A 19,486-nucleotide genomic window follows, 5' to 3' on the forward strand; every position below is an offset into this window, starting at 1 on the left:
GTGTTATTGGTCGTTTTCTTTGATCGCCCAAGCCCGGGTGAAGGAGATAATGCCAATTATACATTGTTATGGAGCTATTTTACTTCAAAAGTCAGAGTTGCCCAATTTGATTCATAGTCAAAATTTTCCTCATTACTTTCGAGCATATGAATAGTTGCAATATACCAATGCCCTCCATTACTGATTGTAAAATTGACCTCTCCTTTTTTATTTGTTCTTAGGGAAGTCTCCTCTTTACCTTTCTCTTCAAGGTTCTTTCGCGAGCTTATATGTACCGTTTGGTTGCCGAGAGGTTCACCCAAATACAAAAGTTTGAATGACATTACATCACCAACTGAAAGGTTATAAGGGTTTTTTAGAGGGATAAATTCTATTGGGTAATTCAGCTGAGTTGAAAAGTTGTCTGTTCTTTTTTCGTCTACCTGAAATATGGCTTTTACATGTTTGGAATATTTTTCACTGGCACCTTGCTTAGCAATCCCTTTGGCTTTTCTATCCGAAATCACCTCGGTCAAACCTTCGTGTTCCAGGTATGCAGTAAAATCTTCTCCGTTTAATTCGATAGCTCTGGGTTTTGTTGAAACCCCGGCTACATAGGTACCGGCATTACCTGTTTTAAATTTTAAAAAGGTGATTTCACCTTTATCATAGTAATCATCCGAGGAGGGTTTAAAATCGTAATTAGGACCAAGGATTGTTGGATTGATAATTCTATCTCTTGTTATCACATTTTCACTTTTGTCGAATGTTCCATTAAAAAGGTAAAGTTCCTGCAGGCTATTTTCCTCAAAGAAATAGCTATCGGACTTTAGAAATAGTTCGTGTGACGATAATAGGAAAAATAGGGCCAATAGAATTATTGTAGTCGATGTTCTTCTCATTTCAGTAATTTGATTTATGCTTTATAACGTTGATGGTTTTTTAATTTATGATTGGATTATGGGGCAGCAGGCATGCTTGTATTCCATATATCTTTATCATATTTCCATTTGCCATCAACTTTCTTCCATATGACTATATATTTTCCTTCATCCAATTTGTTATCATGAGAATCATATAAAGCATATTTTCCTTCCTCAATGGCAGTTTCACCAAACCCTTCTGCATAATTAGTAATAAGCTCACCTTTTGTTATTCCCATTTCAAAAACCCCTTTCCAAAATCCTTCAATGGCATCACGCCCTTCGATAACACCACTATTTGTAGGAAACAGCTTACCGTTTGTGGTATAAACTTGCCCCATTGCCTTTGGGTCATTTGAATTAAATGCCGCAATGAATTCTTTATTCGCCTCTATAATTTCAGCGGTAACATCGGTAGGATGACTTTTGCAATTTAACATCAGCATTGATACAAACAGAATGATTGAAAATGATTTAGTTTTCATAATTAATTGATTTTATTATAATTATTATAGCCAACCGTGCACATATAAGGCTGTGAGACCTTAAGGGAGCACTGAACGGCATATGCAATGTTGTATGAAGGCTACTCTCATTCAGTATTTCTGCAGTTTTTTAAGTTATTCTAATTTTAGTTGTAGCAAAACTACGGAGTGAGCAGGAATTTCTAAATCCACTTCCTTGGAATTAGTTTTTCCAACCTTAAAGTCTCTGATTATAATTTTTTCATCCTTACCGAAGTCATTATAATCTGTAATCTCGTCCCCAGTAACAATTTTACCATTTATTGATTTAAATACTTTTCCGGTATCACATTTAAGTGAAATGGCTTTATTGGGATTCGCATTGGTTATCGTAACATTAATTACATCATTTTTTTCGGAAGCAGAGGCAGTCAAGGCAGGAATCGACTCGTCATTATATTCATATTTTTCAGTTTCAAGTTCAGTAGGAATTAGAAAAGCATCCTGGTGAATATTATACAATTGAAACACATAATAAGTAGGGGTTCTAATCATCTGATGACCTTTTGTCAAAATAACTGATTGCAATACATTAACTATCTGGGCAAGATTAGCCATACTTATCCTGTCGGCATAATTGTTGAAAATATTTAGGTTAATACCGGCAACCACAGCATCTCTTACCGTATTTTGCTGTTGTAAAAAGCCGTCTTTTGTTCCTGGTAATTTGTCGTACCAAGTACCCCATTCATCAACAATTAATTTCATTTTTTTTTCAGGATCATATTTATCCATTATGGCCAAATGTTGTTGAATGTAATCTTCAATATACATTGTATTTCGCAGTGTCGCAAACCACATATCTTCTCCAAAATTTGTTGAGGAACCTTTTTTGTTCCAATCACCGGTAGGTAATGTATAGTAGTGTAAAGAAAGCCCTTGGGCAAGGTTCATTTTCTTATTTAAGCCAGTAAGAATAGTTTCCGTCCAATTAACATCATTTCCCGAAGGCCCACAAATGACTTTCTGAAAATTAGATCCCTTAATGTAAGAAGAGAAATTTCTAAAAATATTTGTATAATAGTCGGGAGCCATATCACCACCGCACCCCCAGTTTTCGTTACCAATTCCCCAAAATTTTACTTCCCAGGGTTCTTCACGTCCGTTCTTTTTACGTAAATCTGTCATAGGGCTTTGATTACTTGAGGTAACATATTCGACCCAGTCTCTTGCTTCCTGAACGGTTCCCGAGCCAACATTGATACTTAGATACGGTTCGGTACCTATTAATTCACAGAAATTCAAAAACTCATGTGTTCCAAAACTGTTATCTTCCGTAACACCACCCCAGAAGACATTTACAATAGAGGGGCGTTCATTCTTAGGGCCAATGCCATCTTTCCAATGATAGGTGTCCGCAAAACACCCCCCTGGCCAGCGTAATACGGGTACCTTAAGTACTTTAAGAGCTTCGACAACATCTTTTCTATAGCCGTTGATGTTTGGTATTTCAGAGTCGTTGCCAACATAAATGCCTTCATAAATACAAGTTCCCAAGTGTTCCGAAAAATGACCATAAATTTCTTTTTCGATTTTAATATTTGAAGTTCTTGCTTTCAGACTCAGTTTATTTTGACCGAAAAGATTTACGGCAACTGAGAAACTAATAATCAATAGTAATATTTTCATTTTATTCTATTAAGTGAACCTGCTTGTTTGCAACGGTTCGTATAAGAGGACTTATTCTTTGATCGCCGAGGCCCGCGCGACGGAGATTATGCCGTTTATATAGTATTGTATGGCGTTATTTTTAATTTTTTTCTAATTCCAACCAACGTTCATAAGAAATTATTCCATTCTCTGGTTTTCCTTTGCCGTTTAAAATTCCAATAAATTCAAGCGAATGTCCATCTGGGTCGTCGAAATAAATTGCTATCGCAGGCATCCAGGCAAAGACCATTGGTTTATCAGTGCCGTCATTTAAAAAGTTCCTGCATTTTAAATTTCGAGACTTTAGGAAGTTAACAGATTCATTCAAAATCCATTCCGGTTCACATTCAAATGCGAAATGTCGAATATCTATTTCTTCTTTAGGTTTTTCCCACAAGCCTAACATAAACTGCTTATCCTTTCCAACCCAAAAAAAAGCTGCTCTTCGTTCCTCTTCATAATGGCATTGTTTTAATTCAAGAACTTGACCATAAAATTCAATCGAGTGTTCAATATTTTCTACAAATAAATGAGTTTCATACAGGCCTTTAATCATATTAAATATTGGTTTTTGCAATGCCATACAGTCTCGCGTATGGTTCGTTGCGGAAAACAAGCTATGATTTTCCGCCTATATAAAGATAGGAAATGCGAAGTAATTTCTACCTGTGCTTACCGAAGCAAGCCTTGGTAAGAGTTATTCAGCCGCATTGAGCTATAGGTCGTTGGCAATAGTTTTTATTTGATTCAACCAAATATCATTCAATTACATTTGATGACGCCACCTCTCGGTGAAGTCTCCAAATGCCATCTTTACCTTTTTTTAATATAGCCAAAAAGTTATCTTTCAATTCAACAACAATTCCTTCACTATTCGTGTAATATACATAACTAACACCAAAATCATATGCAACACTGTCTGATGCAATTATTGTTTCTTTTGGGAACATAATAATACTATCGTAGGGGAAAGGACCTTTATTTTTACTAATCTCATACATTTTACTCCAATCAGTGCTTCCGGGTGAAACAATCTTAACATCTTTTGTCACTATTTTTCCTATGGTTTCACCATCAGCTTCTTTTACAGCTTTCATAAATGCCTGACGAGTTTCTTCTATTGACGCCAATTCGGCTTGAATATCAATAGTACTGGTATTGGAAGACTTCAGTTCCCCTTTGTTGCTCTTTTCGTTGCAGGAAACTAGAATCATGACAAAAAAAAGAATTATTGAACTTCTCATATTTTAAAATATTTATTGTTATTCAAAATTATTGCCAACGGTTTTGCCCATGTGTATGTAACAGGAAAATGGACGAGTATTTTCCGCTGACTCTCCTAATTTAGCAAAACGAGTTGAATTTTCGGTAGAAAATTCAGCTGTTATTGGACTTACATACTGTTGGTTATAGGTTTTATTCTTTGTTTTAAGGGGCTGAATTAAAAAAAGGCTACCAAGTTGATAGCCTTTCTAATAATATATTTTTTAACGGCCAATTAATCGCCAGCGCTTAAAGAGTAACTTCCGTCTCCATTAAATGAAGTAAGCGTAATCGTTACAGTCCAATTCCCGGGTTCGCCAGCTTGGGTAACACCATCAATAGAATCAGGTTCAGTTTCACCGTTAAGGTTTCTGTCAAGTACTACAGTTCCGTTAGCATCTGCAACTACAATTTGGAAAGTTCCGGAAGCTGTAGCAGTAATATCAGCATTATAGTCGGCAGTTGACAAGTTGTTTGTCCAATTGATTGTCCTTGAGCCATTTCCACCATCGCCGGTAAAATCGCCTCCTATATCTCCATTAGGTCCTTCATTGACTGTTATATTAACCGCAGGACTATCGTCATCTGAACAAGAGGTAAATGTTCCTATGAACAATACCATTGCAATAAAAATTGTAAGTAGTTTAAAATTTGAGGTTTTCATTTTTATTAATTTTTATTATTCATTCTATTATAAAACAATTACGTCGATAAAATTCCCGAACCGAAAACGTAATTATTTTAAATTTATTTTTAATGTGTTATTAGTCAATTCATAATATGTCAATAATTTTTATTCTTATTACAGTCATCGGTCCTGGGTATGATACTGTGGATGTGTGGCCAAACCCCAGCGGACCAGATTTGTTCTAACTAAGATAGGAAACAAGCGCAAGTTTTAAGAAGTGATGTGTTATGGGCACAGTTGGCGTTTTGTATTTTCTTTTTAAATCCTTTGTCCAAATGTCAAGAGATTATTATCTGGATCAAGTACAGAAAATTCCTTTTGTCCCCAAGGTTTGGTATCCAATTTACCATTCGGATGAATTTCAGTCTGTTTTGCCAATAATGATTTATAAAAGTCGTCAATTTTGTCGGTTCTGATATAAACTTGGCCATAATTCTCTTTGGGGTCAAGCTCCTTAAATTCAAAGAAATGAATTTCTATTTTATCTTTTTGAAGCATCAAATACCCCTGATAATCTCCTATTTCTTTAAATCCCAATTTATTGATATAAAATTCACTAGTAACCTTTTTATCGCGCATTGGCAATTTCGGATTGATGTCTGTGAGCATATAATTCCACATTTAGATTTTTAATCCACTTTAATTGTGTTTTAGTTTAGGCTTTCTATTTTTCATTATACCCATGGATTGTATGAACCAAAATTCCATATGTACCCCTCTGGATCTTGACAACTATATCCACGACCACCATAGTCCTCGTCTTTTATATCTAATACTATTCTAGCTCCGGCTGCAATTGCCCTACTATAATGGTCATCGATTTCTTCAACTATGATATACGGGGTTTGCGTATTAATTCCATTTAGGTCTTTTGGTGTCTTGACGAATTTGCCGTATTCGTTGTCATCTTCAGACCCTAACATGACCATAGCATTACCAAAATTTAACTGTGCATGAGCGATAGTTTCATTTTCACCTGGTACAACCAAATGCTTTTCAAATCCGAAAGCATTACATAGCCACTCAATCGCTGCTGGAGCATCTTTGTATCTCATGGTTGGAATTATAACAGATCCGTTTTGTTTCATTGAATTTTTAATTTGTTATTTTTTTGTGGCTTAAACGGTTGGTATAAGGCGCGTTTTAATGCGCTTTATACATTGTTGGCTTTAGTTTTTTGCAAATTCTATTAGTGGTTTCACAATTCCATTATCAGCTTTTCTCAAAGCGTTTATATACTCTTTTCTTGTTTCATCCGCTTTAACCATATTTGATTGATGCCAAGTAAATATCTCTTTTTGAAAAATAGACTCCATGATTATATCGGCCATCATTCTGGAATGTCTTCCGTTACCATTTGGAAAACAGTGAATTGAAACTATTCGATGTTTGAATCTAATAGCAATTTCATCTGGTGAATATGTCTTGTTTTCAATCCAATATTTTGTATCGTCCAATAAGTTCTTCAATTCAATTCCGATTAGTGTCCATTTGATGCCGATATTTTTTTCTGACTTACGGAATTCTCCAGCCCACTTCCATACTTCACTATACATTCTTTTGTGCAAGTCTCTTACAAACTTTTCGGTTAATATTTTCTCAGGTTTTAAATTAGCTCGCATAGTCCATTCTACAGCTTTTTCAATGTTTAACTGTTCAAATTCATCCAGTTCTTCTTGAGTTGTTAACGACTTAATTTTTAGACCTTCTTTTTCTTCTTCATCTAAAGGGGTTTGTCCTTCTTCATATTTTAGTTCTAATCCCATAAAGACTTTCTTACCTCTCTTTTTATTTCGTTTGCAAGGTCCTTAATTGTATCATTAATCTTTTCATCTCCAATTCCTTGGTCCTCCAATTTCATATTTTGATTGGTCCTTAATACTATTTTTTGTGCCAACTTTTCAGCTTTCATTTGTATCAAATCGTCAATTGTTCCTTCCTTCGGGACCAGTGAATAGACAAATTTCATATCCATGGCAGCAGCAACTTCCCTCATTGTGTTTATTGTAATCGTCCCGTTTGCCTCGCTCTCCTCAATTTTTTTAACTCCTTGACGAGTTATGTTCAACTTGCTGCCAAGTTGTGCCATTGTCATATTTAATGTAGTCCGGATTGTATTTATCCATCCTCTTTCTGGGACCAGGACCATTTTTGTTTTAAGAAATGGTTTTAATTTTTGGTCCAGTTGTTCAATCATTAATTTCCGCTTATTTCTCACTTTTACGATGATTTCAGTTTGTAGTAATATGGGTTATGTAAACTATTGAGTTTACAAAAATATAAAAAAGTAAACTTATAGGTTGACAAATAATAAAAAAAGTAAACTTATAGGTTGACAAATTGAAGTTAAAGTAAACACTTAGGTTTACTTCGTTAGGTCTTTTAAAAATAAAGCCAACGTGTTTGTATAAGAATAGCACCCGACTGCATGGTATATTCCTGTCAAGGTACAGGAAAGTTAATATGGACTAAAGCTCTTGAATTCACTACTTCCCTGGCTATTATTTTTATACATTGTTAACGATAGTTTTAATATCATTATTTAAATTTATCTTTATGCCCTGGCAAAAAAAGGATTTTATAATTATTCATTATAAGTTTTAAAATCCTCCAAGTGTTGTGCCGCTTCTTCCAAATCCATAATGAAAAAGCCGAAACCAACACCCGCTTCCTGCTCGGCTTTTCCGATTTGAAAACAGAGGTATTTTCCATTGTCTGAAACCACACCTTGATTTGCTTTATATCCCCTATAATCAGTAAAATATGTCAATCGTTGCATTTCCCCGGAACCGTCCAATTTCAATTTGTATAGATCAAGTAATGGCCAGGCAGTTTGTTTACTGGGTGCATGTTCAACGCAGGTATATAGACCGTCTGGAAATATGCCTTCTGGTTCATCATAACAGCATGGGGAACTAGTGATAGGCTGAAATTCTCCGCTTTCGCTATCTACCATGTAAACATCAGTATTGTTGCCATTTTCGATGGTATAAACAGCAAAGGTTACTTTTACATCTTCGGGTGGAACGAGGTTTTGAGTTTCAAGGCTTGAATTACCCAATGAAAAAGGCAATCGCTTGGAATCGAAAATCACCCGCTCATTGCTCAATCTTGGTATTCCCTCTTCGTAAATTATCTCTGCCATTAATAACTTTGCCCTGTTTTTCCCTAACTCAGGTAATTGACGATCACGATGAGTCCAAGCTATTCTCATCCCACTTCTGGAAACAGCTGGTCCCTCTGCGCAGAGTGTATTTAGAGGAACCGGTTCTTTCTTACAGCTTTTATCCATAACCGACAACCAACAAAGGTCACGCGCTTTGTCCCTTTCTTCAATATCAGTTGGATCAAAGGGTGCGATTGGACCGGAAAGTAGAATGTCGCCATTAGATAAATACATGGCTCTCGTAAAACCGTAATGATTAAAATGTCTGGTTTTTGGACGTATAATTCCGGTTGCTACTTCCAATTCATATACTTCACCCATTGGTTTATCAACAAATAATATAAACCGGCTATCATGCGACCAATCGGGGCGTTCTCCAAAACCACATGCAAGTTTGATGTATGGCGGCAAATGATCTGCCGGATGAGCATTAATAAAACCAGATTGTGTTTTTTCACTGTCTTGTCCAAATGCAGCTACTGCATAAAACAAAATGTACAAAAAAAGAAATTGTTGTTGTTTCATCTTATAAGTTCTATTTAGATTTAATGATGTTGTATTCCTAAATTACCGCTAACGTCTAGGCTATGAGTTGTTGCGTGTCCCGATAACTATCGGGATAGCACTTAACTTTGCAAGCCTGCCTGCCGGCATGCAGGTACACACAAACCGAAAATTCCAATGGAATTTTCAGAATAGGCGAGAACAAGTAACCTTTCCGCCTATGGCGGATTACTTATAGCCATTGTTTGCATTAGTATTTATTTATCAATATTTTTCAAGTCAATAATCAAGCGTTCTGTCCCCAGGGCAGATTTTGTCTTTTGATACATAAAAGAATCCTTGTTATAGCCTAAAATAAGGTCCGCTGCGATTAGGCCATAGGCCAATGACCCTTTCGCACCAATGCCAGACATCCCTCCAACCAAAACAAAACTTGAATCAATATTCACTTTATTTTCTATTGCGTTACTCACGTAAGGTATTTCAGATTCTGTTAGCGAATAAACACAAGAATACCCTTTAACAAATTCCAAATCAGACGCTATTATTGGCAAATCAAGTTTTTGCATATAGTCTACAGTATTTTCTTTGCTCCACTGAATTTCTTGCTCGGTTAACTTTATTGACCATACTTCATCTAAATCCTTTATTTCTGTCCTTAAAAAATGTCCTCCAACTTTTAATAACGGTCTTTGGTCATTGTCAAATTTCTCAATCATGGAATAAAATATTTCTGAATTCAGATATGCAACTGGGTAAGACGTGATAAATCTATTTTTTTGTTCAGCGGTCAACATATCATACTTTTCTGGATTTATTTTCAAAAAAGAAAGAAACAGTCTTTTAGGACTTATTAAATTTCTAAAGTAGGGTGCCACATCTTTTACTAAAACTCCATTATAAGGTCCGGCGGCAGCGACTATTTTTTTGCTCAGTATGGTTTTACTTATTCCTGTTTTTGTATCGTTAATTGTAATCTTATAAAGCCCATCTTCTTTTTTCAAATCCGTTACTTTTTGATTGTATTGAACTCGGTTGCCAGATTTTCTAATTCCCTGATGTAGTTTCCCAATTAGTTTTTTGGGATTGAGTGTTCCCGAATACTGTTTATATTCACGAATAACCATTGTAGTATCTGAAATTTTCATTCCAAATTTTTCTTTGGCTGCTACTGAGTTTGGGGCATATTCATAATTATCAGCCTGCCCATCTAACAATTCTTCAACTTCATTTAATTGAGATTTAGAATAGATATAAGTTACTGGTGAAGTTCTGTAAATATCTTCCATAGAGTGAAGTATCTCTGTTTCTCCTTCATTTAAGTAATCAATCAAATCCTTTGTTTCTTTTACAGAGGTTTGTTGCAGAAATGAAAAGATATCTTCATTTGGCCCAAGACTTCTAGAAATTCGTGCTTCGCCAAAGCTTGAGCCAAAAGTGTAAACTGAGTCTTGTAGCTCAATCAATAAAACATTTTGCTCATATTTCGAAATCTCCCATGCCGTTGAACTTCCCATTAGACCACCACCAATAACAACAATATCCTCTATCTTATCAGAAGTTTGACAGGATATTAAATTCAATGCAATGACTGTTATTAAGATTAGGTTTCTCATTTTCTTATATTAATGCCAGCGTGTTGATTTATTAACCCTAATGTAGGGATTTTTTGAATGCGTGGCTTAGGGTAGGGATGAACCTGTCCGCCTTTGGAGGATAATGGGCGTTGTTGGCAATAGTATTTCTTTTTTTAATTATAGAATACTATTCAAGTCTTGTCGGCCGACAATTGTCATAATTTCTACAACATCTTCATTTATCCTACAGTATATACTGTCCGAACCACACACACATCTTCGATATCCATTTTTTATAAAATCCACTGATTCGAAAGAAAATGGTCTTTGGGCGATTATATCAAAGTATATGAAAAATGAGTCGAAATATTTGTCCGCTTGGGCCATTCCAAATTTTTTCCAATTTGGCCCTAATCCAGTCAATTTGGACTTGCTGACTTCTCGCCTGCCTTATTAAATCGTTTACAAGTTCGCTCTTACTTGAGTATTCCTGCTTGTCTACTTGTGATTTTAACCATTCATCATTTGGTTTTGTAAAAGATATGCTCTGTCGTGCCATGAAATATAGTTTGGTGCTAAAATACACCAAAAACGAATCAAATACAATTTTTTTTATATTATTGCCTAACAGTCTTGTATATAAAAAGTAGCGGATTTTTTGCACGAACTTTTCGGAAAACAATATACTTAATTAAAAGCAAAAGCGGTTCAGATTTGCACCTAAACCGCTATTTTTTAAATACGTTGTTACCCACTGGCTTTTTTCATTCAGCTTGGTTTTCAGCGTTGGCAAAGACATGCTCTTTTGCAATTTTTGGCGAAGCGTTGGCTGGTGCTAATAGCATATGTGTATGGCTTTAAGCCATGGCTTTTCCGTAATATTTTTTCCGCAACCAAAAGGAAACTCGAACTAATAAAATCAAAGCTGGCACTTCAACTAAAGGACCAATTACTCCTGCAAATGCTTGTCCTGAATTCAGTCCAAAAACTGCAATTGCAACTGCAATCGCTAACTCAAAATTATTTCCTGCTGCTGTAAATGCAACTGAAGCTGTTTTGTCATATTCTGCTCCCGTTGCTTTGGTGACGAAAAATCCAATGATAAACATTAATGCAAAATAGATAAGCAGAGGAACAGCAATAATCAGAACGTCCATTGGAATTTCAACAATCAATTCTCCCTTAAGAGAGAACATAACTACAATGGTAAACAAAAGTGCAATTAAGGTTATTGGAGAGATTGTCGGAATAAATTTATTTGTGTACCAATCTTCGCCTTTTAGTTTCACTAAAATTAGTCTGCTCAATATTCCCATTACAAAAGGAATACCTAAATAAATGGCCACACTTTCTGCAATCGTTCCGATTGAAATATCTACAATAGCCCCTTCAAATCCGAAATAGGGTGGAAGAACAGTTATAAAAACCCAGGCATAAAAGCTGTAAGCAAACACTTGAAATATGCTATTCAAGGCAACTAAACCTGCACCATATTCGCTGCTTCCTTCTGCGAGGTCGTTCCAAACCAGGACCATTGCAATACAACGAGCCAAACCAATTAAAATAAGTCCGACCATATATTCTGGATAATCTCGTAAAAATGTAATTGCCAAAACAAACATTAAAACAGGACCAATTATCCAATTTAAAATAAGTGAAATAGAAAGGATTTTTGTGTTTCTAAAAACTTTTGGTAATAAGGAATAATTGACTTTTGCCAAAGGTGGATACATCATTAAAATCAAACCGATTGCAATCGGAATGTTTGTAGTTCCGCTACTAAATGAGTTTATAATATTTGGGAATGTTGGAATAAAATAACCAAGACTAACTCCAAAAGTCATAGCAACAAATATCCAAAGCGTTAGATTTCTGTCAAGAAAACTTAATTTTTTTGAAGCCATTTTTTATGAATTTATTTGAGAGAAAACGTAAAACATTTCAGTTGCGATTTGCAGACTTCTTTCTTTGTATTTTTCTGCCTGCTGTGGTGTGTTGTCAAATGCTTTTGGGTCTTCAAAAGTTATCGGAATACGTTTTTCAGCCCCTGGAACAAATGGGCAAGCTTCGTTTGCCGAATCGCAAGTCATAATTGCCGCAAATTCAGATTTTGGGTTAAAATCGTCATCTAATTTTTTTGAAAATCCAATTATTGGATGCTCGTTGTCAGCATATTTAATGCTGTAAACAGGATTATCGTTTTTTGAAATGGTGTTTATTTGAAACCCTGAATTTTGCAAAGTTACTGCAACCAATGGAAAAAGTGCTGTTGCCTCTGTTCCGCCTGAATAACAAAATACGTTTTTAATATTGAAGTAGTTTGCCATTGTTTGTGCCCAAACTTGCGATAAATGACTTCTTCTTGAATTGTGAGTACAAATGAAATTGATACGGATTTCTTGGTTTTCGGAAACCTTCGACTGAATAAAATCCGTTAGCTGTTGTAAAACTTCTTTTCGCTCGTTTGAAATTGTTTGATAATTTAATTCTTTGATTAAATTTTCTATTTCTAAAAATAGAGTTGGTTTTGATGTTGTCATTTTTTGTAAAATTAAAATGGTTTTAGCAACAGTTTCCATCAGGTGAACAACAAGGTTCATCAGTTAAAGTTGATAATTTTACTTTAGTTTTTTCTACCGGAATTCCGCATTTGCCTTTTGCTAAACAGTCTGTTTGTTTTTTGGTTAGCAAGAAATGTTGTCCATCAAAATCAAGACCGAATTTCCCAATCGTATCTGCTTGATATTCTACTTCGATTTCTAAATCTCCTATTTTTAAAACTTTTGCAGAAAGTTCAATGATGTTTAATAACTTTTCTGGATGCAATCTGTGGTCATAGTCGTTTGCATTCCAAAGTTGGAAGTTTACGACTTCTTCATTTCTTTCAGTTCCGCCACAATCGATAAAGTGTTTTGTGATTTTACCAACTTCTGTAACATGAAAGTGATTAGGTACTAAATCTCCGTTTGGTAATTGAAAACTTATAGTTTCCATTTCTTTTAATACTGATTTTGCATGTGATAATTTCATAAGACTATTTGTATATTGCGATAATAGGATTAATTAATTCAAATTTTTTTAACAGCAATCTTGGTTTTCGGTTAAGTCTTGGTTTAGAAATTCGGTCATTACAGTTTTCATTGCTGTCCAATTTTCTTTATGAATGCAGTAACAAACACTTGTTCCTTCTACATTTCCTTTAATCAAGCCTAAATGTTTTAGTTCTTTCAAATGTTGTGAGATTGTAGGTTGGGCTAATCCAATTTCGTTTACCAAATCTCCGCAAAAACAAGAGTTGATTTTAAACAAATGTTGTAAAATAGCTACTCTTGCCGGATGTCCGAATACTTTTGCAAAAAGAGAAATTTCATTTTGTTGGTCAGTAAACATTTCGGTTTTCGCTAATCCCATTTTTGTCCTTTATTAATTCATTGCAATATTACGATTAATATTTTAGTGTTCAATGTCTTTTTTCGCGTGTTAGCAAAAAACAGCTCTTTTATTTTATCGGGCAATGGAATTGAGCGGACTACAAACCCTGATGTTTAGCCCATCGCCTGCCATTAATTATACAAAATGTTAGCAAATGTTTTTCATTCAATAGCTACTTCTTTCAGCTTCTTAAAAAAAGCTCTCTTTCTTTCTGAATTTATACCCCAATCAACAGGCATACTCTGGTAACCTGATTCAAATCCTTCATCCTTCATCCGGTAGTCAAAGAAACCCCATGATGCATATGCTTTGACTGCAGTTGCAAAATTGGACGAATCGGATTCGAAATTAAAATGATCGTCTTCATTAAAAACCAGAGGTTTTGACGTGTAACCAGCAACATTCCTGGCAGCTTGAATTAATTCAGTAATTTGCGACGGTTCATTAAGACCATTACCGTGCAATAAAATAAAATCTGCTACTGTTACAACAGATGATTCAGGAACATAACCACCTCCATAACTTGTACTGACAAGCAGATTATATCCATCCTTTTTTGTATTCTGAACTCTTCTAATTAGCTCATGAACCCGATTTGGTTGTAGTATTTCATGATCGTACCTAACATTGCATTCATTGTTTATTTCTATCAAAATGTGCTTGTATCCTTTGTTTAGTATCCAATTTGTAATGTTATCTGTTGAATTAATTACTGCCTGTTCATTTTCTAAATTCTGATCCTGACCAAAGTAAAAATATCCTAAAATTACAACCATATTCAGCTCGTCGGCTTTGTCCAGTATTCGTTCGAGTCGAGCCATATAATCTGCCCTCAATTCGCCTTTATCATCAAAAGCCGAGTTGATCCATTCTTTATTTCCATATCCCAAAGGACTGCCTCCCTGAAGATTAAGAGTAAAAGAAAGTAGTCCATGGCTACGCCATTCTTCCATATTGGAAACAAATTCATTTGTATTTCTGTCCGCATCCCAAAGTTTGGTGTCCGGATAAGCAAACTGATCTCGTGTATCGGGATTTAAATCATCAAAAATCCCTTGAACCATTCTGGAATTAAAAAGAAGCCCCTCAATCTTATTTCCCTTCCAATACCTTCCTTTATAGGTGAGCTCTCCATTAATTAAAAACTGATTTTCAGATATGGTTACAATAGTCTTTCTTTCATTGTTCGAGCATGAAATAAATCCAAAGAACAGAACAAATACTAATAATTTTATTTTCATAGTTGGTTAATCTGAATGTTTGCTAACGGTCTCGTATATGAACCGTCCCGATAGCTATCGGGATAATGGTTTATATGCATTATTGTATGCCGTTTATTCTTTTCCCAAATTTACAGGTTATTCTATAATTGTTATTTCCACATTATCTATCCAAACCGTTCCGAAATCACGAAGATAAATGCCATAGTGTATTATATCTGCTTTATCATCAACTTGAGCTTCTATCTCATAAATTTTCCATTCATTAGAATCAACACGATATTTGTCAAGACTGTCAAATAGAGGTGGCAGTCCGTCATGTGCACTATCTAAAGGATCAGGATCTATTGATAACCTAAGAAACGCAAAGTTAGATTCATCAATTTCTGCCTTAGCAGCTACCTTAAGTCGAATTGTTTTTCCTCTATATGGTGTTGCATCAATGTATTGCCTCAAATTAGCTGCAATTTCACCATATTTTAAACCTTTTTCACGCTGAATCATTGCGGAGTGTTTCCCTTGGTATGGATCTTTATCACTTACAGTCATTTTTACGCCTAATCGTTGAAATTTAGACCAAGCTACCCAACCATCTGGCACTTCTCCTGGACTATTATTCTCAAAACCAGTATTGGTTGGCTGATTCTGTTTTTCAGTAATCAACCACATATGATCATAATCCGAATCATTTATATCAACTACTGCTGAAGTTGAATCAATATAAATAAGTGCGTCAAAGGCTTTTGCATGATTATATGGCCAATAGAACTGTTCAGCTTCATTTTCATTGAAACCTCCTCCCGAATTTCTTGTTAACCTTTCTTGATTAAACCATTTAAATACAGCTTCATTTTTTGGCAAGTTAGCTAGATCTACCACAGCTAAACTCATATTCGTACTAGCCATAACATATTCAAAAGTTCCTTCAGGTGCAGGTCCTACTAAAAAATCATGCATTCCTTTTGACGGAACTCCTTCATCGATTGCCTTAAATGAGCCTTGGTTAAAGAAAATCCCAAATATTTTTAAATCATCTCCATACCATTTTTTCATATATGAGCCCATCCACTCAGTTCCCCATCTAGAAGAATTAGATACATGACTGTTGTGAGCCCAAACAACCATTTTGCTATCATCGCCTTCTTGGTCCATAATCCATTTTAGGTTTTGCGCCTGCCCGAGATCTCTTATTTTAGACCAATTTTCGGCATCATTAATGCTTTCTTCTATAAAAATTTCTACTTGTCGTGCATGCTGTTTAGCAAATTCCCATTCTAAAACACTGGTGTTTTTAATGTATTGCGTCTTATTTTTATCAAATGAATCCATGACCAGTTTTATTGTCTTTAGAGATAGTGAATCTCCTTCTTCTAAAATCCACTGGCGATTTCCAATAATTTCTGGATTGGAAAACGGAATTTCTAGTATTCCCAACTCAGCATACACATTGTTGATTAAAGCAAGGTCAACTTTATTAATATAGTCAAGCATTACCTTCGTTGCCCTTTCAGGATTCTGAGTATCAAATCCGTAAAATTTAACCTTTGTTTTGTGATTTGGATCTGCGTTATATGAACGCATCCATTTTATTAATTCTAAAACCTCTTGTGTATCCCAAGCCCACATATAAATACCTGCTAAAGCTTTTTCGGGATCTCCAATACCATCTACAACGTAACGATTAATATCATAAGCTTCTCCAAGAGGACATTCGAGGGCAAAGATGTTAAAGTCCATCTCTTCTACGAGGTATTCAATCATTCGGTGTTTTAATTGAAATACTTCCTTGTTCCCGTGAGTGGGTTCCCCAAGGGAAACGATTCTGGCATCTCCCACAATATTTTTCAATGGCTCAATATCTTCAAACGAACTTCCGGCTTGCACAGTTTTCAAAGGAATAGCGTTTTTAGTGATCCATTCTTTTACCAGATCTTCTCTAGATTTCTCAGCACAAGAAACCAAAGACAGAAGTATTACTACTAACAAGCTTGTTTTAATTCTCATTTATTTTTATTTAACGGATTGGTCTAATAACATACAACGGTCAAGTATAAGCGTAGTGCGGGATTTGTAGAATTTAATATCGGTTATAACTACAAGTCCAGTACTTTACCCCGCATTACGTTTATACAATGTTGTAAAACGTTATTTAATATATTTCTTTTAATTCAGTTTAATTCCGTTTTTTACTCTCATATTTATACTTTTAATGTTATCTATATCTTCAAGGGGATTATTGTTTAAAACTAAAAAACTTGCTTCATAACCTTCCCTTATTTCTCCAATTTTCCTGTCAGGAAATATGTGTTTTGAACTACCTGTAATAATTGAAAGTATATTGTTGTTTTCAAAGGCATCTAAAGCAATAATGTCATTTATTTCTTCCATTAGTGTTGAGCCTTTTTGGTCGGCACCAAAGGCTAACTGGATACCTGCTTTTTGAAATCTTTTTAACTCGTTTCTGAGGAAATCTTGTTTTTCTTTGAGCAAGATAGTGTCAACAGCCATTTCTTTGCCATTCCAAGCTTGAGCATAATATTTCGCAAATGATACAGTAGGCGTGATTAGAACATTTTTTTTTGAGGCTTTGCTCAAGATTGAGTCGGGAATAATAAAGCTATCAAAATTCGTCTTTCCATATCCACCACCATAGCCTGGCATGTGTGCAAAATAAGTTACATCATTATTCAGAGCCCAAATAAAATCATCTACAGTTTCAATATGAGCATATACCCTGATTTTAGACTTTATAGCTTTTTCAATGATTGCTTTGGCTACCTGTTTTGATAATCCGTAAGTACCAATGTTATCACTCTCAATTTCGATATCACGGTTCTTGATATTTGAAATATATATTTTAAGTATGGATGGTCTTTTTGAGATTATTTCATCCCACTTTGAGTGAACATCTTCAAGGCTATTCATCAAATAATATGCATCTGAGGCTACAATTCTACTATTTCTAATCTTTTCTCTATTTTCTGGGTTTAACATTGCCCTCCATCCCATACCCAAAATGCTGGTTTCATAGATTGCATGAGGGTGACCACCAGTGGAAGTCATACCGCCATGTGCGAAGGCAACATCTATATTACCACGTTTATTTAAAGAATCCTTTATTTTTTCATACCTGGAATAATGGTTCGTTAATACTTGAACGTAAAATGTACCTTCGTTTATATATGATTGATAAATGCTATCAAATTGTTCAATATCATCAAAATTGTGAGTGTGAGCATCTCCAAAAGGTGGTATTACATATTTCCCGTCAATGTTTACTGTTTTATCCGTTTTAAGAGATGAATCAAAACTGAATTTTCCACCTTTAATTGAAAAATCTTTGACTTTGAACTTATCTCCATCGAAGAGATAGCCTCCAACATAATGAATAGAAGCGGTACTATTGTCTTCACTACAAGAGGTTAAACTTATTAAGCAACAGGTTATAAATAAAAATCTAATGTGTTTTGCGGAAAGTAGTTTTTTTGATTTCACGTGTAATCTGTTTTTTTACCTCTGAATGTTTTACGGTTTGGGTATGGTTTCGTCCCGAGTCCTCGGGATGAACTATACCCTTCGTTAGCAGCTTTTTATCTATTTTTATTAATGGTTTTGTTATTGTTTTCGAAGAATATATAACCTCACATAAGTTAATCAAGGAAATGGTAGAAGGTAGGATAATCTAATTAAATATAATTTCTTATTTTCAAAAAACAAAAAGAGAAGACCTTTTTTGGCCTTCTCTTCTAAAGTTTGTAATAAATTCTAACTCTATTTATTTATTATAATCTTCCACCATGCTGGTGAAAGCCTCTACCGTATCCATTTGGAAGCTGGATTCAAAGACAGGTCCTTTTATAAAAAGATCTCTAAAACCATATTTATTTTTAGCATAATTGGTTAAAACGGTTCTATTATCGCCGACAAGCTTCTTTATATTAAAGGAAGACATATTTTTTGCCTCCTCTCCTTCTTTTTGGGCAAGAATTTCAAAGTTATTTTCCTGCCATTCAACATATTTGGCATCACTAACCTTCGTCCGGTCAGGTAAGTGGGAGGTAACGATACCCTGGGTGTGGTGATATTTTTTAAAAACGGTAATCTCCCCTTCCGTAGCAACTTCAAGCATCAACTTTTTAGGTATCCGGTCTTGCTTTCTTTTCGCAAATAGATTGGCATATTTTGCCTGTTTGAATTTTTTACCATTTTCAAGAGTAAAACTTTGCAAGTCGCTGGCATCATAAACCACAGCGTCTTTATGTACGTCTTCCCCTGCTTTGTAAGCCGCATAGGTTTTCTCGTCAATCAGGTAAACCCTTTTTTGAAATAGCTGAGGGTTCATCATATCCATATAGATATAGCCTTCAATTTCATTTCCATCCATAAGAGTTACTGTACCTTTTTCATATTTCCAAACCGAACTTGGGGTTTTTAACTGAGCTTTAGTATGGTTAAATGTTAAACTGAAAAACACTATTAACATTAGTGTAATCGTTGAACGTTTTTTTGCTGTTTTCATAAAATTGATTTTCATTAATATTAGTAATAGTTATTCAACAC

At 34.9% G+C, this 19,486-nt stretch carries 21 protein-coding genes; all 21 read right to left on the reverse strand.

Features of this window, described 5'->3' with window-relative positions; all coding sequences use genetic code 11:
- Positions 1-74: 74 nt before the first annotated feature.
- Positions 75-881, reverse strand: a complete 807-nt coding sequence (locus Q0X77_RS05770) for a DUF4198 domain-containing protein (RefSeq protein WP_297794392.1) — start codon at positions 879-881, stop codon at positions 75-77.
- Between the two features lie 56 nt (positions 882-937).
- On the reverse strand, positions 938-1,387 hold the full coding sequence (locus tag Q0X77_RS05775) for a DUF4440 domain-containing protein (protein WP_297794394.1): 450 nt from the start codon (positions 1,385-1,387) through the stop codon (positions 938-940).
- Positions 1,388-1,522: 135 nt separating this feature from the next.
- Positions 1,523-3,055 carry an alpha-L-arabinofuranosidase C-terminal domain-containing protein gene (locus Q0X77_RS05780; RefSeq protein WP_297794397.1) on the reverse strand — a complete coding sequence of 511 codons (1,533 nt, stop codon included), beginning with the start codon at positions 3,053-3,055 and terminating at the stop codon, positions 1,523-1,525.
- 121 nt (positions 3,056-3,176) lie between these two features.
- Complete coding sequence (locus tag Q0X77_RS05785; protein WP_297794400.1) at positions 3,177-3,632, reverse strand: VOC family protein; 456 nt, start codon at positions 3,630-3,632, stop codon at positions 3,177-3,179.
- Positions 3,633-3,834: 202 nt separating this feature from the next.
- The gene (locus Q0X77_RS05790; protein ID WP_297794402.1) at positions 3,835-4,320 is read right to left on the reverse strand and encodes a nuclear transport factor 2 family protein; all 486 of its coding nucleotides are present in this window, start codon (positions 4,318-4,320) and stop codon (positions 3,835-3,837) included.
- A gap of 254 nt (positions 4,321-4,574) precedes the next feature.
- Complete coding sequence (locus Q0X77_RS05795; protein WP_297794406.1) at positions 4,575-5,003, reverse strand: hypothetical protein; 429 nt, start codon at positions 5,001-5,003, stop codon at positions 4,575-4,577.
- Between the two features lie 282 nt (positions 5,004-5,285).
- On the reverse strand, positions 5,286-5,636 hold the full coding sequence (locus Q0X77_RS05800) for a VOC family protein (RefSeq protein WP_297794408.1): 351 nt from the start codon (positions 5,634-5,636) through the stop codon (positions 5,286-5,288).
- 65 nt (positions 5,637-5,701) lie between these two features.
- Positions 5,702-6,115 (reverse strand): VOC family protein, encoded by a 414-nt coding sequence (locus Q0X77_RS05805; protein WP_297794411.1) that lies wholly within the window; start codon positions 6,113-6,115, stop codon positions 5,702-5,704.
- An 81-nt stretch (positions 6,116-6,196) separates the two neighbouring features.
- Positions 6,197-6,793 (reverse strand): mobile mystery protein B, encoded by a 597-nt coding sequence (locus Q0X77_RS05810; protein WP_297794413.1) that lies wholly within the window; start codon positions 6,791-6,793, stop codon positions 6,197-6,199.
- A complete protein-coding gene (locus tag Q0X77_RS05815; RefSeq protein WP_297794416.1) occupies positions 6,784-7,245 on the reverse strand; it encodes a mobile mystery protein A in 462 nt (153 codons plus the stop codon). Before Q0X77_RS05815 ends, Q0X77_RS05810 begins: the two co-directional genes overlap by 10 nt.
- A 366-nt stretch (positions 7,246-7,611) precedes the next feature.
- Positions 7,612-8,718: a hypothetical protein gene (locus Q0X77_RS05820; protein ID WP_297794419.1), complete on the reverse strand. Its 1,107-nt coding sequence runs from the start codon at positions 8,716-8,718 to the stop codon at positions 7,612-7,614.
- 236 nt (positions 8,719-8,954) lie between these two features.
- Positions 8,955-10,313: an FAD-dependent oxidoreductase gene (locus Q0X77_RS05825; RefSeq protein ID WP_297794422.1), complete on the reverse strand. Its 1,359-nt coding sequence runs from the start codon at positions 10,311-10,313 to the stop codon at positions 8,955-8,957.
- Positions 10,314-10,614: 301 nt separating this feature from the next.
- Positions 10,615-10,833 carry a CopG family transcriptional regulator gene (locus Q0X77_RS05830; protein ID WP_297794425.1) on the reverse strand — a complete coding sequence of 73 codons (219 nt, stop codon included), beginning with the start codon at positions 10,831-10,833 and terminating at the stop codon, positions 10,615-10,617.
- A 298-nt stretch (positions 10,834-11,131) separates the two neighbouring features.
- On the reverse strand, positions 11,132-12,178 hold the full coding sequence (gene arsB / locus Q0X77_RS05835; protein WP_297794427.1) for an ACR3 family arsenite efflux transporter: 1,047 nt from the start codon (positions 12,176-12,178) through the stop codon (positions 11,132-11,134).
- 3 nt (positions 12,179-12,181) lie between these two features.
- A complete protein-coding gene (locus tag Q0X77_RS05840; protein WP_297794450.1) occupies positions 12,182-12,814 on the reverse strand; it encodes a protein-tyrosine-phosphatase in 633 nt (210 codons plus the stop codon).
- Between the two features lie 22 nt (positions 12,815-12,836).
- Positions 12,837-13,304 (reverse strand): DUF6428 family protein, encoded by a 468-nt coding sequence (locus tag Q0X77_RS05845; RefSeq protein ID WP_297794430.1) that lies wholly within the window; start codon positions 13,302-13,304, stop codon positions 12,837-12,839.
- A 48-nt stretch (positions 13,305-13,352) separates the two neighbouring features.
- Positions 13,353-13,685, reverse strand: a complete 333-nt coding sequence (locus Q0X77_RS05850; RefSeq protein ID WP_297794434.1) for a metalloregulator ArsR/SmtB family transcription factor — start codon at positions 13,683-13,685, stop codon at positions 13,353-13,355.
- Positions 13,686-13,867: 182 nt separating this feature from the next.
- Complete coding sequence (locus tag Q0X77_RS05855; protein WP_297794436.1) at positions 13,868-14,947, reverse strand: hypothetical protein; 1,080 nt, start codon at positions 14,945-14,947, stop codon at positions 13,868-13,870.
- Positions 14,948-15,064: 117 nt separating this feature from the next.
- The gene (locus Q0X77_RS05860) at positions 15,065-16,930 is read right to left on the reverse strand and encodes an erythromycin esterase family protein (RefSeq protein WP_297794440.1); all 1,866 of its coding nucleotides are present in this window, start codon (positions 16,928-16,930) and stop codon (positions 15,065-15,067) included.
- Positions 16,931-17,089: 159 nt separating this feature from the next.
- Entirely contained in the window at positions 17,090-18,421 is a 1,332-nt protein-coding gene (locus Q0X77_RS05865; RefSeq protein WP_297794444.1) for a hypothetical protein, read from the reverse strand.
- Between the two features lie 280 nt (positions 18,422-18,701).
- Positions 18,702-19,445, reverse strand: a complete 744-nt coding sequence (locus Q0X77_RS05870; RefSeq protein WP_297794447.1) for a hypothetical protein — start codon at positions 19,443-19,445, stop codon at positions 18,702-18,704.
- Positions 19,446-19,486: the final 41 nt, after the last annotated feature.

It is taken from the genome of uncultured Eudoraea sp. (assembly GCF_947258925.1).
Lineage (GTDB): Bacteria > Bacteroidota > Bacteroidia > Flavobacteriales > Flavobacteriaceae > Eudoraea.